This is a genomic window from Escherichia sp. E10V10 (genome assembly GCF_004211985.1).
Taxonomy (GTDB): domain Bacteria; phylum Pseudomonadota; class Gammaproteobacteria; order Enterobacterales; family Enterobacteriaceae; genus Escherichia.
On record NZ_RHJO01000010.1, the window covers coordinates 147133 to 160558 of the forward strand.

General features: G+C 53.5%; 13 protein-coding genes, 1 pseudogene and 1 other annotated feature. Of the genes and pseudogenes, 10 read left to right on the top strand and 4 right to left on the bottom strand.

The features are described 5' to 3' along the window. Positions 1 to 20 precede the first annotated feature (20 nt). Positions 21 to 119, top strand: a pseudogene (locus D9736_RS23760) (hypothetical protein); the annotation flags it as partial. A gap of 45 nt (positions 120 to 164) precedes the next feature. Here the strand turns inward: D9736_RS23760 and rsmS are convergent. Continuing rightward, positions 165 to 332, bottom strand: coding sequence for a pleiotropic regulatory protein RsmS (gene rsmS, locus D9736_RS14190; protein WP_130206299.1), 168 nt, complete (start codon positions 330 to 332; stop codon positions 165 to 167). 13 nt (positions 333 to 345) lie between these two features. Continuing rightward, on the bottom strand, positions 346 to 873 hold the full coding sequence (priC, locus tag D9736_RS14195) for a primosomal replication protein N'' (RefSeq protein ID WP_130223195.1): 528 nt from the start codon (positions 871 to 873) through the stop codon (positions 346 to 348). A 69-nt stretch (positions 874 to 942) separates the two neighbouring features. On the opposite strand from priC, the gene D9736_RS14200 reads away from it, so the two are divergent. The 8 genes from D9736_RS14200 to hemH all read left to right on the top strand — a co-directional run bounded on the left by D9736_RS14200 (position 943) and on the right by hemH (position 9002). Further along, complete coding sequence (locus D9736_RS14200; RefSeq protein WP_130215613.1) at positions 943 to 1311, top strand: DUF454 family protein; 369 nt, start codon at positions 943 to 945, stop codon at positions 1309 to 1311. A gap of 161 nt (positions 1312 to 1472) precedes the next feature. Beyond that, positions 1473 to 2024 carry an adenine phosphoribosyltransferase gene (apt, locus tag D9736_RS14205; protein ID WP_064529079.1) on the top strand — a complete coding sequence of 184 codons (552 nt, stop codon included), beginning with the start codon at positions 1473 to 1475 and terminating at the stop codon, positions 2022 to 2024. Between the two features lie 118 nt (positions 2025 to 2142). Beyond that, positions 2143 to 4074: a DNA polymerase III subunit gamma/tau gene (gene dnaX / locus D9736_RS14210; RefSeq protein ID WP_130215491.1), complete on the top strand. Its 1932-nt coding sequence runs from the start codon at positions 2143 to 2145 to the stop codon at positions 4072 to 4074. Continuing rightward, positions 3407 to 3471 (top strand) — a sequence feature (DnaX frameshifting element). (Overlaps the previous gene by 65 nt.) Before the next feature lie 52 nt (positions 4075 to 4126). After that, positions 4127 to 4456 carry a YbaB/EbfC family nucleoid-associated protein gene (locus tag D9736_RS14215; RefSeq protein WP_001515903.1) on the top strand — a complete coding sequence of 110 codons (330 nt, stop codon included), beginning with the start codon at positions 4127 to 4129 and terminating at the stop codon, positions 4454 to 4456. Further along, entirely contained in the window at positions 4456 to 5061 is a 606-nt protein-coding gene (gene recR, locus D9736_RS14220) for a recombination mediator RecR (RefSeq protein WP_130206305.1), read from the top strand. Before D9736_RS14215 ends, recR begins: the two co-directional genes overlap by 1 nt. 109 nt (positions 5062 to 5170) lie before the next feature. Then, a complete protein-coding gene (gene htpG, locus D9736_RS14225) occupies positions 5171 to 7045 on the top strand; it encodes a molecular chaperone HtpG (protein ID WP_000678201.1) in 1875 nt (624 codons plus the stop codon). A 218-nt stretch (positions 7046 to 7263) separates the two neighbouring features. Continuing rightward, positions 7264 to 7908 (top strand): adenylate kinase, encoded by a 645-nt coding sequence (adk, locus tag D9736_RS14230; protein WP_001313630.1) that lies wholly within the window; start codon positions 7264 to 7266, stop codon positions 7906 to 7908. 131 nt (positions 7909 to 8039) lie between these two features. Next, positions 8040 to 9002, top strand: a complete 963-nt coding sequence (gene hemH, locus D9736_RS14235) for a ferrochelatase (RefSeq protein WP_130206309.1) — start codon at positions 8040 to 8042, stop codon at positions 9000 to 9002. Here hemH and aes read toward each other — a convergent pair. Beyond that, a complete protein-coding gene (gene aes / locus D9736_RS14240) occupies positions 8977 to 9945 on the bottom strand; it encodes an acetyl esterase (protein ID WP_130223191.1) in 969 nt (322 codons plus the stop codon). The two genes, hemH and aes, sit on opposite strands and share 26 nt — an antisense overlap. A 151-nt stretch (positions 9946 to 10096) precedes the next feature. Between aes and gsk the strand changes: the two genes are divergently transcribed. Next, the gene (gsk, locus tag D9736_RS14245) at positions 10097 to 11401 is read left to right on the top strand and encodes an inosine/guanosine kinase (RefSeq protein ID WP_130215497.1); all 1305 of its coding nucleotides are present in this window, start codon (positions 10097 to 10099) and stop codon (positions 11399 to 11401) included. A gap of 130 nt (positions 11402 to 11531) precedes the next feature. On the opposite strand, the gene ybaL is transcribed toward gsk, so the two are convergent. Further along, positions 11532 to 13208 carry a YbaL family putative K(+) efflux transporter gene (gene ybaL, locus D9736_RS14250; RefSeq protein ID WP_130258554.1) on the bottom strand — a complete coding sequence of 559 codons (1677 nt, stop codon included), beginning with the start codon at positions 13206 to 13208 and terminating at the stop codon, positions 11532 to 11534. Positions 13209 to 13426 lie beyond the last annotated feature (218 nt).

A 13426-nucleotide genomic window follows, 5' to 3' on the forward strand; every position in this document is an offset into this window, starting at 1 on the left:
ACAAAGTGCGCGTTGTTCATGCCGGATGCGGCGTGACCGCCTTATCCGGCCTACGAAACCGCGAAAATTCAATATATTGCAGGAGCGGTGTAGGTCTGATAAGCGTAGCGCATCAGGCAGTTTTGCGTTTGCCCGCAATCTTAGGGGACATTTAGCGGCCCCATTTATTTATCACTTTGCGCCTCATCATCGCGCGTTAATTTCTTTTCATAATCACGCTTTACAATATCCAGCGCGCGCAGCACGGTACTGGCAGGGATTTGATTTTCTTCCAGTAGCACAATTAAATCGACGGCCAGTTTGACATCGTCAGGGGCATTTTCCAGTGACATACATTCTCCATTGTTAGCGGGTTAAACGCGCTAACCTGTTTTCGATTTTTTCCAACGCATGACGGCAACGCGCCAGGCGCGCTTCATAGGCTTCCACTTCACGATGTAGCGTCTGCTGTTCCACGAGATCGGTCGCCCGCACCAGACGGGCTTTACGTTCGGCAACCATTTCACGTAGCCGTCGTTCAAACTCCTGATGCTGAATACGTTTACGCTGCCAGCGGGCTATTTTGGGTGGTGCGCTATCCCACTCGCGTAGCGACCAGGCTGCGGCTTCACGCGCGATGGCTTCCAGTTGTGCCGCCAGATGTTCTGCCAGCCAGGCGACTTGCGGCAGTTGCTGTTGCTCAACCGCATGGCGAAGCGCGGACAAATTATCTCCCGCTTCTTTCAGGTACGCCTGTAACGTTGTTGCACGGGTCTGAAAAAGGTGCCTGTCAAAACGGGCGCTTAGCGTGGCGAACTGCGCCACCGGGGCACAACGCTGGCGCAGCGTGGCGAGCTGACCTTCCAGTTTTTCCAGCAGCAGGGCAGTTTTCACGATAAGACCTCAATGAAAATGATAATTGTTATGCTAAAGTAGCCACTCTGTATGCTGACTACACATAATATGCAACGAATCATTTTAATCATCATTGGCTGGCTGGCGGTAGTGTTGGGTACGCTGGGCGTGGTATTACCGGTATTGCCGACGACGCCATTTATCCTACTGGCCGCCTGGTGCTTTGCCCGTTCATCGCCGCGCTTCCATGCCTGGTTGCTGTACCGTTCATGGTTTGGCAGCTATTTACGCTTCTGGCAGAAATATCATGCAATGCCACGCGGCGCAAAGCCTCGGGCGATATGCATTATTTTACTGACTTTTGCGATTTCACTTTGGTTCGTACATATGACGTGGGTGCGGATTCTGTTATTGGTGATCCTCGGCTGTTTGCTGATTTTTATGTGGCGAATCCCAGTGATTGATGAAAAGCAATAAAAACGGCAAAGCACAACAATCGCTGTTGCAATTATCGCCCACAGCCAGTACATTCTGGCGTTTTCGAGCACAGGCGCAGGCGGTCAAAGGTTAAACAACTGTTACTTTTGACTCGTTTAAAACGCGCCGTGAGTACCACCGTAACAAGCAGGCATACACTTATGACCGCGACTGCACAGCAGCTTGAGTATCTCAAAAATAGCATCAAAAGCATTCAGGACTACCCGAAACCCGGCATTCTTTTCCGCGATGTCACCAGCTTACTGGAAGACCCGAAAGCTTACGCTCTCAGCATCGATTTACTGGTTGAGCGTTACAAAAATGCGGGCATTACCAAAGTTGTCGGCACTGAAGCTCGTGGCTTCTTGTTCGGCGCTCCGGTAGCACTGGGTCTGGGCGTTGGTTTTGTGCCGGTACGTAAACCAGGCAAACTGCCGCGCGAAACTATCAACGAATCTTACGAACTGGAATACGGCACCGATAAGCTGGAAATCCACGTTGATGCCATTAAACCTGGCGACAAAGTGCTGGTGGTTGATGATTTGCTGGCAACAGGCGGCACCATTGAAGCGACGGTTAAACTGATCCGCCGTTTAGGTGGTGAAGTTACTGACGCTGCGTTCATCATTAATCTGTTCGATCTTGGCGGCGAACAGCGCCTCGAAAAGCAGGGCATTACCTGTTATAGCCTTGTCCCGTTCCCGGGCCATTAATTTTCGCCAGCCCACGTCATGGGCAGCACAAGTTGTACATTCAGCCTCGCCGTTCTGACGGGGCTGTGTTAGCATTACCCCTTCGTGAATCCACCTTCCAGCGTTTCAGAGCCTGCCAATGAGTTATCAGGTCTTAGCCCGAAAATGGCGCCCACAAACCTTTGCTGACGTCGTCGGCCAGGAACATGTGCTGACCGCACTGGCGAACGGCTTGTCGTTAGGGCGTATTCATCATGCTTATCTTTTTTCCGGCACCCGTGGCGTCGGAAAAACCTCTATCGCCCGACTGCTGGCGAAGGGGCTAAACTGCGAAACCGGCATTACCGCGACGCCGTGCGGCGTATGCGATAACTGCCGTGAAATCGAGCAGGGGCGCTTTGTCGATTTGATTGAAATCGACGCCGCCTCGCGCACCAAAGTTGAAGATACTCGCGACTTGCTGGATAACGTCCAGTACGCTCCGGCGCGTGGTCGTTTTAAAGTCTATCTGATCGACGAAGTGCATATGCTGTCGCGTCACAGCTTTAACGCACTGTTAAAAACCCTTGAAGAGCCGCCAGAGCACGTTAAGTTTCTGCTGGCGACGACCGATCCGCAGAAATTGCCGGTGACGATTTTGTCACGCTGTCTGCAATTCCATCTCAAGGCGCTGGATGTCGAGCAAATTCGCCATCAGCTTGAGCACATCCTCAACGAAGAACATATCGCCCACGAGCCACGTGCGTTGCAACTGCTGGCGCGCGCCGCTGAAGGCAGCCTGCGAGACGCCTTAAGTCTGACCGACCAGGCGATTGCCAGCGGTGACGGCCAGGTTTCAACCCAGGCGGTCAGTGCGATGCTGGGTACGCTTGACGACGATCAGGCGCTGTCGCTGGTTGAAGCGATGGTCGAGGCCAACGGCGAGCGCGTAATGGCGTTGATTAATGAAGCCGCTGCCCGTGGTATCGAGTGGGAAGCGTTGCTGGTGGAAATGCTCGGTCTGTTGCACCGCATTGCGATGGTACAACTTTCGCCTGCTGCACTTGGCAACGACATGGCCGCCATCGAGCTGCGGATGCGTGAACTGGCGCGCACCATACCGCCGACGGATATTCAGCTTTACTATCAGACGCTGTTGATTGGTCGCAAAGAATTACCGTATGCGCCGGACCGCCGCATGGGCGTTGAGATGACACTGCTGCGCGCGCTGGCGTTCCATCCGCGTATGCCGCTGCCTGAGCCAGAAGTGCCACGCCAGTCCTTTGCGCCCGTCGCGCCAACGGCAGTAATGACGCCAACCCAGGTGCCGCCGCAACCGCAACCAGCGCCGCAGCAGGCACCGACTGTACCGCTCTCAGAAACCACCAGCCAGGTGCTGGCGGCGCGTCAGCAACTGCAGCGCGCTCAGGGAGCAACCAAAGCAAAAAAGAGTGAACCGGCAGCCGCTACCCGCGCGCGGCCGGTGAATAACGCTGCGCTGGAAAGACTGGCTTCGGTCACCGATCGCGTTCAGTCGCGTCCGGTGCCATCGGCGCTGGAAAAAGCGCCAGCCAAAAAAGAAGCGTATCGCTGGAAGGCGACCACCCCAGTGATGCAGCAAAAAGAAGTAGTCGCCACGCCGAAGGCGCTTAAAAAAGCGCTGGAACATGAAAAAACGCCGGAACTGGCGGCGAAGCTGGCGGCAGAAGCCATTGAGCGCGACCCGTGGGCGGCACAGGTGAGCCAACTATCGCTACCCAAACTGGTCGAGCAGGTGGCGTTAAATGCCTGGAAAGAGGAGAGCGACAACGCTGTATGCCTGCATTTGCGCTCCTCTCAGCGGCATTTGAATAACCGCGGCGCACAGCAAAAACTGGCTGAAGCGTTGAGCACGTTAAAAGGTTCAACGGTTGAACTGACTATCGTTGAAGATGATAATCCCGCGGTGCGCACGCCGCTGGAGTGGCGTCAGGCGATATACGAAGAAAAACTTGCGCAGGCGCGCGAGTCCATTATTGCGGATAATAATATTCAGACCCTGCGTCGATTCTTTGATGCGGAGCTGGATGAAGAAAGTATCCGCCCCATTTGATCGTAAGCACTGCTTACGATCGTCATCCTTAACGTGATTGAGAGAGAAACCTATGTTTGGTAAAGGCGGTCTGGGCAACCTGATGAAGCAAGCCCAGCAGATGCAAGAAAAAATGCAGCAGATGCAGGAAGAAATCGCGAAGCTGGAAGTGACTGGCGAATCCGGTGCTGGTCTGGTGAAAGTGACCATCAATGGCGCTCACAACTGCCGTCGCGTAGAGATCGACCCGAGCCTGCTGGAAGACGACAAAGAGATGCTGGAAGATTTGGTCGCTGCGGCATTCAACGACGCAGCGCGTCGCATCGAAGAAACCCAGAAAGAAAAAATGGCCTCTGTTTCCTCCGGAATGCAGCTGCCGCCAGGCTTTAAGATGCCGTTCTGATGCAAACCAGCCCGCTGTTAACACAGCTTATGGAAGCACTGCGCTGTCTGCCGGGCGTTGGCCCAAAGTCGGCGCAGCGTATGGCGTTCACGCTGCTTCAGCGCGATCGTAGCGGCGGGATGCGTCTGGCGCAGGCGCTCACCCGGGCGATGTCGGAAATCGGCCACTGCGCCGATTGCCGCACCTTCACTGAACAGGAAGTCTGTAATATCTGTTCGAATCCGCGTCGTCAGGAAAACGGTCAAATCTGCGTGGTAGAGAGTCCGGCGGACATCTACGCCATTGAGCAGACCGGGCAGTTTTCCGGTCGTTATTTTGTGTTGATGGGGCATCTGTCACCGCTGGACGGCATTGGCCCGGATGATATCGGACTTGATCGCCTGGAACAGCGTCTGGCGGCAGAAAAAATCACCGAAGTGATCCTCGCCACCAACCCGACGGTCGAAGGTGAAGCCACCGCTAACTACATTGCCGAGCTTTGCGCGCAATATGACGTGGAAGCCAGCCGAATCGCTCATGGCGTACCGGTTGGCGGCGAGCTGGAAATGGTCGACGGCACCACGTTGTCGCATTCCCTTGCCGGGCGTCATAAGATTCGTTTTTAAGCAAACGAGAGCAGGATCACCTGCTCTCGCTTGAAATTATCCTTCCTTGTCCCCATTTACCCCTCATCCTGTTTTTAACCTTAAAATGGCATTATTGAGGTAGACCTACATGAAAGGACAAGAAACTCGTGGTTTTCAGTCAGAAGTGAAACAGCTTCTGCACCTGATGATCCATTCTCTCTATTCCAATAAAGAAATCTTCCTGCGTGAGCTTATCTCTAACGCCTCCGATGCGGCGGACAAGCTGCGTTTCCGCGCGCTCTCTAACCCGGATCTGTACGAAGGTGACGGCGAACTGCGCGTTCGTGTTTCTTTCGATAAAGACAAGCGCACGCTGACCATTTCCGATAACGGCGTGGGGATGACCCGCGACGAAGTGATTGACCATCTGGGGACTATCGCGAAATCCGGCACCAAATCATTCCTCGAATCCCTGGGTTCTGACCAGGCGAAAGACAGCCAACTGATCGGTCAGTTTGGTGTTGGTTTCTACTCCGCGTTTATCGTGGCCGATAAAGTGACCGTGCGTACTCGTGCGGCGGGCGAAAAACCAGAAAACGGCGTCTTCTGGGAATCGGCTGGTGAAGGTGAATACACCGTTGCCGACATCACCAAAGAAGATCGTGGTACTGAAATCACCCTGCATCTGCGTGAAGGCGAAGACGAGTTCCTCGATGACTGGCGCGTGCGTTCCATCATCAGCAAATACTCCGACCATATCGCGCTGCCGGTAGAAATCGAAAAACGCGAAGAGAAAGACGGCGAAACCGTTATCTCCTGGGAGAAAATCAACAAAGCGCAGGCTCTGTGGACCCGTAACAAGTCGGAAATCACCGATGAAGAGTACAAAGAGTTCTACAAACATATCGCCCATGACTTTAACGATCCGCTGACCTGGAGCCACAACCGCGTTGAAGGTAAGCAGGAGTACACCAGCCTGCTGTACATCCCGTCGCAGGCACCGTGGGATATGTGGAACCGCGATCATAAGCACGGCCTGAAACTGTACGTCCAGCGCGTGTTCATCATGGACGACGCAGAACAGTTCATGCCGAACTATCTGCGCTTCGTGCGTGGTCTGATTGACTCCAGCGATCTGCCGCTGAACGTTTCCCGTGAAATCCTCCAGGACAGCACAGTAACGCGTAACCTGCGCAATGCGCTGACCAAGCGTGTGCTGCAAATGCTGGAAAAACTGGCGAAAGACGACGCGGAAAAATACCAGACCTTCTGGCAACAGTTTGGCCTGGTACTGAAAGAAGGTCCGGCGGAAGATTTCGCTAACCAGGAAGCGATCGCCAAACTGCTGCGTTTTGCGTCTACCCATACCGATTCTTCTGCGCAGACCGTGTCTCTGGAAGACTACGTTTCCCGCATGAAAGAAGGGCAGGAGAAAATCTACTACATCACCGCAGACAGCTATGCGGCAGCGAAGAGCAGCCCGCACCTGGAACTGCTGCGTAAGAAAGGCATCGAAGTTCTGCTGCTTTCTGACCGCATCGATGAGTGGATGATGAACTATCTGACCGAGTTCGACGGTAAACCGTTCCAGTCTGTGTCTAAAGTTGACGAGTCGCTGGAAAAACTGGCTGACGAAGTTGATGAGAGCGCGAAAGAAGCGGAAAAAGCACTGACTCCGTTCATCGACCGCGTGAAAGCCCTGCTCGGCGAGCGCGTGAAAGATGTTCGTCTGACTCACCGTCTGACCGATACGCCAGCGATCGTTTCTACCGACGCGGACGAAATGAGCACCCAGATGGCGAAACTGTTTGCCGCAGCGGGCCAGAAAGTGCCAGAAGTGAAATACATCTTCGAACTGAACCCGGATCACGTACTGGTGAAACGTGCTGCAGATACTGAAGATGAAGCCAAGTTCAGCGAGTGGGTAGAACTGCTGCTGGATCAGGCGCTGCTGGCAGAACGCGGTACGCTGGAAGATCCGAACCTGTTTATTCGTCGTATGAACCAGTTACTGGTTTCTTGATGTAATGCCGGATGAATTTTATCCGGCATACAGCTGAATGTGGTGCCGGATGACCTTCGTGTCATCCGGCATTTTTCTTTTCATCCTCTGCAATTTCCGCAAATTATCTCACCATTAACCGTTTCAGCCCCGGGCGCCTTTCTTGAGGCAATCGCCTGTTGGTGGTATCGTTTATCGCTTTTTCAAAAAATTCGACACATTTTAAGGGGATTTTCGCAATGCGTATCATTCTGCTTGGCGCTCCGGGCGCGGGGAAAGGGACTCAGGCTCAGTTCATCATGGAGAAATATGGTATTCCGCAAATCTCCACTGGCGATATGCTGCGTGCCGCAGTCAAATCTGGCTCCGAGCTGGGTAAACAAGCTAAAGACATTATGGACGCTGGCAAACTGGTCACCGATGAACTGGTGATCGCGCTGGTTAAAGAGCGCATTGCTCAGGAAGATTGCCGTAATGGTTTCCTGTTGGACGGCTTCCCGCGCACCATTCCGCAGGCAGACGCGATGAAAGAAGCGGGCATCAATGTTGATTACGTTCTGGAATTCGACGTACCGGACGAGCTGATTGTTGATCGTATCGTCGGTCGCCGCGTTCACGCGCCGTCTGGTCGTGTATATCACGTTAAATTCAATCCGCCGAAAGTAGAAGGCAAAGACGACGTGACCGGTGAAGAGCTGACTACCCGTAAAGACGATCAGGAAGAAACCGTACGTAAACGTCTGGTTGAATACCATCAGATGACTGCACCGCTGATTGGCTACTACTCCAAAGAAGCAGAAGCGGGTAACACCAAATACGCGAAAGTTGACGGCACCAAACCGGTTGCTGAAGTTCGCGCGGCTCTGGAAAAAATCCTCGGCTAATCAAGCCGCAGCAGATCTGCTCTCGGGCAGGTCTGCTCATCCTCCTCAGGCCAGACCTTTCACAGCAATTAGTTCTTCTTCCTCACTTTTCCGCTACAATTATCAACAAGTTGAATCGATAAGAGGCGGTAATGCGTCAGACTAAAACCGGTATCTTGCTGGCAAACCTGGGGACGCCCGATGCCCCCACTCCTGAAGCGGTAAAACGCTATCTGAAACAATTTTTAAGCGATAGACGCGTGGTCGATACCTCACGGCTGTTGTGGTGGCCGTTGCTGCGTGGTGTGATTTTGCCGCTGCGCTCACCGCGCGTGGCGAAGCTGTACGCCTCGGTCTGGATGGAAGACGGCTCGCCGCTGATGGTTTACAGCCGCCAGCAACAGCAGGCGCTGGCACAACGTTTACCGGATACGCCAGTGGCGCTGGGCATGAGCTACGGCTCGCCATCACTGGAAAGCGCCGTAGATGAACTACTGGCAGAACATGTTGATCATATTGTGGTGCTGCCGCTCTATCCGCAATACTCCTGTTCAACGGTCGGTGCGGTATGGGATGAACTTGCACGCATTCTCGCGCGCAAGCGTAGCATTCCGGGGATTTCGTTTATTCGTGATTACGCCGATAACCACGATTACATTAATGCGCTGGCAAATAGCGTGCGGGCCTCTTTCGAAAAACATGGCGAGCCGGATCTGCTGCTGCTCTCTTATCATGGCATTCCTCAGCGTTACGCGGATGAAGGTGATGATTACCCGCAGCGTTGCCGCACAACGACGCGTGAACTGGCTTCCGCACTGGGAATGGCACCAGAAAAAGTGATGATGACCTTTCAGTCGCGCTTTGGCCGGGAACCCTGGCTGATGCCTTATACCGACGAAACGCTGAAAATGCTTGGAGAAAAAGGCGTCGGTCATATTCAGGTGATGTGCCCGGGCTTTGCTGCGGATTGTCTGGAGACGCTGGAAGAGATTGCCGAGCAAAACCGTGAAGTCTTCCTCGGCGCTGGCGGGAAAAAATACGAATATATTCCGGCGCTTAATGCTACACCGGAACATATCGAAATGATGGCTAATCTTGTTGCAGCCTATCGCTAAAGAATCGAGCACCGTCGCGTAGAGCATCGTCGGCGGTTTTCATCATCCGTGAATAATGCAAAAAGGCGTGCAGCGTACCGGAGTAGAGTTTGAACTCACAAGGTTGCTGGTGTGCCGCTAACGTCTGGTAAAGCAGGCGACTGTCATCCAGCAGCGGATCGAACTCCGCTCCGGCGATATAACAGGGCGGCACATTTCGAGTGAGATCATTATTAAACAGGCAGTAATACGGCGACTCGCGATCCGCTTCGCTGCCTAAATATGCCTCTTCATACATCTGCAAATCCTGTTGCGTTAAGCCATCCCAGGCACCGCCCAGCAGGCGACGAGTCACGGAATCCCGTAACCCATAAAGTCCATACCACAGCAAAACGCCCACAACCTTACCGCAATCGATCTGTTTATCCCGCAGCCACAAGGCGCTGGCTAGCGCCAGCATTGCGCCAGCGGAATCACCGGCAAAGCCAATACGTGACATATTGATTTGATAATCGCCCGCCTGCTGGTGGAAGTGACAACAGGCGGCCACGATTTCCTCTATCGCCTGCGGAAAACGCGCTTCTGGCGAAAGGGTGTAATCAATGCCAATCACCGTACACTGAGTGTAGATTGCCAGAAGTCGCATGATGCGATCGTGGGTATCGAGGTTGCCGAGAATAAAACCACCGCCGTGAAGATAAAATAGCGTCGCTGGGCTATCTGAATTTGGACAAAATAAGCGGGCCTCCACTTGTCCATATTTTGTCGGAACTGCGTAATCTCTGGTTTCCATTTCTGGAGCGCCCGCATTCCAGAATTGCCGCTCGAGCGTGTAATGCTGACGCTGCTCGGCAAGTGTTCCTTCTGCGGGCCAGGGCGGTAAATCAGGCTGAAGTGTATTAACAACGGCCCTCATTTCGGCAGAAATCAGTTCCAGTGCGGGTAATTTGTTTTCCATCTTCATAGAAAAACTCCTTTCAAATTACGCCATTGTAAGGAAGCTCTGCCATGATAATGCGATCTCGTCTGCTGATATTGAAACTGGCTGCATCTCGCGCGTTCCCGTGAGATTGTGTTAACATTCGCCGCTCAGTTAACCACCCGTAAAAACAACCATGAAATTTCCCGGTAAACGTAAATCCAAACATTACTTCCCCGTAAACGCACGCGATCCGCTGCTTCAGCAGTTCCAGCCAGAAAACGAAACCAGCGCCGCCTGGGTAGTGGGTATCGACCAGACTCTGGTCGATATAGAAGCGAAAGTGGATGATGAGTTCATTGAACGTTATGGATTAAGTGCCGGGCATTCACTGGTGATTGAAGATGATGTTGCCGAAGCACTCTATCAGGAACTTAAAGAGAAAAACCTGATTACCCATCAGTTTGCGGGTGGCACTATTGGTAACACCATGCATAACTACTCGGTACTGGCGGATGACCGCTCGGTACTACTGGGCGTGATGTGCAGCAATATTGAAATTGGCAGCTACGCCTATCGTTATTTGTGTAATACCTCCAGCCGTACCGATCTTAACTATCTGCAAGGCGTAGACGGCCCGATTGGACGCTGTTTTACGCTGATTGGCGAGTCTGGCGAACGCACTTTTGCCATTAGCCCTGGCCACATGAACCAGCTACGGGCAGAAAGCATTCCGGAAGATGTGATTGCCGGAGCGTCGGCGCTGGTACTCACCTCATATCTGGTGCGCTGCAAGCCGGGCGAACCGATGCCGGAAGCAACCATGAAAGCCATTGAGTACGCGAAGAAATATAACGTACCGGTGGTGCTGACGCTGGGGACTAAATTTGTCATCGCCGAGAATCCGCAGTGGTGGCAGCAATTCCTCAAAGAACACGTTTCCATCCTTGCGATGAACGAAGAAGAAGCCGAAGCGTTGACCGGAGAGAGCGATCCGCTGCTGGCGTCTGACAAGGCGCTGGACTGGGTGGATCTGGTGCTGTGCACCGCCGGGCCAATCGGTTTGTATATGGCGGGCTTTACTGAAGACGAAGCGAAACGCAAAACCCAGCATCCGCTGCTGCCGGGCGCTATCGCGGAATTTAACCAGTATGAGTTTAGCCGCGCCATGCGCCACAAGGATTGCCAGAATCCGCTGCGCGTCTATTCGCACATTGCGCCGTATATGGGCGGACCAGAAAAAATCATGAACACCAACGGTGCCGGAGATGGGGCGCTGGCGGCGCTGTTGCATGACATTACCGCTAACAGTTATCACCGTAGCAGCGTACCAAATTCCAGCAAGCATAAATTCACCTGGCTGACGTATTCGTCATTAGCGCAGGTGTGTAAATATGCCAACCGTGTGAGCTATCAGGTACTGAACCAGCATTCTCCACGCTTAACGCGCGGGCTGCCGGAGCGTGAAGACAGCCTGGAAGAATCTTACTGGGATCGTTAAGTTATCGTCGGTTCGTAGGCCAGATAAGGCGTTCACGCCGCATCTGGCATTTGGCTCTCGATGCCTGATGCGACGCTGGCCGCGTCTTATCAGGCCTACATATCCGCGCCTGTTATCAGGCAACCACCGTTTACCCCGTCACCACTTCACCTGCCGGTGGCGTTTCCAGCAGTTCCAGCATGGTGCGGGCAATTTCACGCTCGCCCATCACCACCTGATTCGCGCCACGTTCGGTGATATATGCCACCTCGTCGTCATAATGGGCGCGGGCGATAATCTCAATATCCGGGTTTTTCGCGCGAGCAGACGCCACAATCTCGCCTGCTTCGTAACCGTTGGGAATCGTCAGGATCAGCCATTTTGCGCATTCCAGATGCGCCAGTTGCATGATCTCTTCGTTAGCCGCGTTGCCTAATACCGCCCGGACTCCGCGCTCACGCAGTTCGTCGACGCGAGTACGTGACGTCTCAATCACCACTAAAGGAATATCAGACGCGAGCAATTTCTCCCCCAGCAGGCTGCCCACACGACCATAACCTACCAGCAGCGCATGGTTGCAGATATCAACCGGAATCTGCTTCTCTTCTTCGATAGCTTCCTCCAGCGTCTGCTCTTCCAGCGTTTCGGTTTTCGCCAGGTATTTCTCCAGCAGCGCGAACAGCACAGGGTTGAGCATAATCGACAAAATCGCCCCCGCCAGCACCAGGTTTTGCCCCACCTGCGGCAGCAGATTCAATGCCATCCCCAGTCCCGCCAGGATAAAGGCGAACTCACCAATCTGCGCCAGGCTGGCGGCGATGGTCAACGCCGTACGCTGGGAGTGGCCAAACAACCGGACGAGGAAGAGCGCCGCGACCGATTTACCAAACAGAATAATCGCCAGCGTAGCCAGCACCGCCAACGGCTGCTGAATCAGGATTAACGGATCAAACAACATCCCGACAGAGACGAAGAACAACACTGCAAACGCATCACGTAATGGCAGCGTATCGTGGGCGGCACGGTGGCTAAGTTCGGACTCATTCAGCACCATCCCGGCAAAGAACGCGCCGAGTGCAAAGGAGACGTCAAACAGCTCCACCGCGCCAAAAGCAATCCCTAACGCCAGCGCCAGCACCGACAGGGTAAACAACTCGCGCGAACCCGTTGCCGCGCTACGTGCCATAATCCACGGCACCAGACGGCGACCTACCAACATCATAATGGCAATAAACGCGACAACTTTGCCGATAGTGATACTCATATCCAGCGCCAGCGTCGCAAAGCCCACATCGCCCTGTTCCAGCATTCCGGCTACCGCTGGCAGCAACACCAGCGTCAGGACCATCACCAGGTCTTCCACAATCAGCCAGCCGATGGCGATTTGCCCTCGCTGGCTGTCTATTAATTGCCGTTCTTCAAGTGCACGAAGTAACACTACCGTACTGGCGGTGGAAAGACACAAACCGAACACGATACCAGTCATCAACGACCAGCCCAGCACGGCGGAGAGCGCCATACCCAGCAGTGTCGCCACGGCTATCTGGGCAATTGCGCCGGGAATGGCGATGGACTTTACCGCCATCAAATCCTTGAGCGAAAAATGCAAACCGACGCCGAACATCAGCAAAATAACGCCCAGTTCCGCCAGTTCAGGCGCAAGTTTTGTATCGGCAACAAAACCTGGGGTAAAGGGGCCTGCCAGCACACCCGCTAACAGATATCCCACCAGAGGAGAAATACGCAGTTTATTGGCCAGCATGCCGAGGATAAAGGCAAGCACAAGGCCGCCAACAATTGTGGTGATAAGCGGGGTGGCGTGATGCATTCCGTCTCCTTTTCCTGGTGGTGGTTGTCCATATTTTGGCCGGGAAAACCAAAATTACAGGTAATAGTTTATGACAATTTCATAGATGATGTTTATGAATAATTGTTGAATTTTGCAGAAAAATGGAATTAGCCGCAAAAAAGGCACGGATCGGAAAAGTGATGAGGTGTATGAAGAGGAAAGGCTTATGGTTACTGCAAAATGAAGCAGCCAAAGTT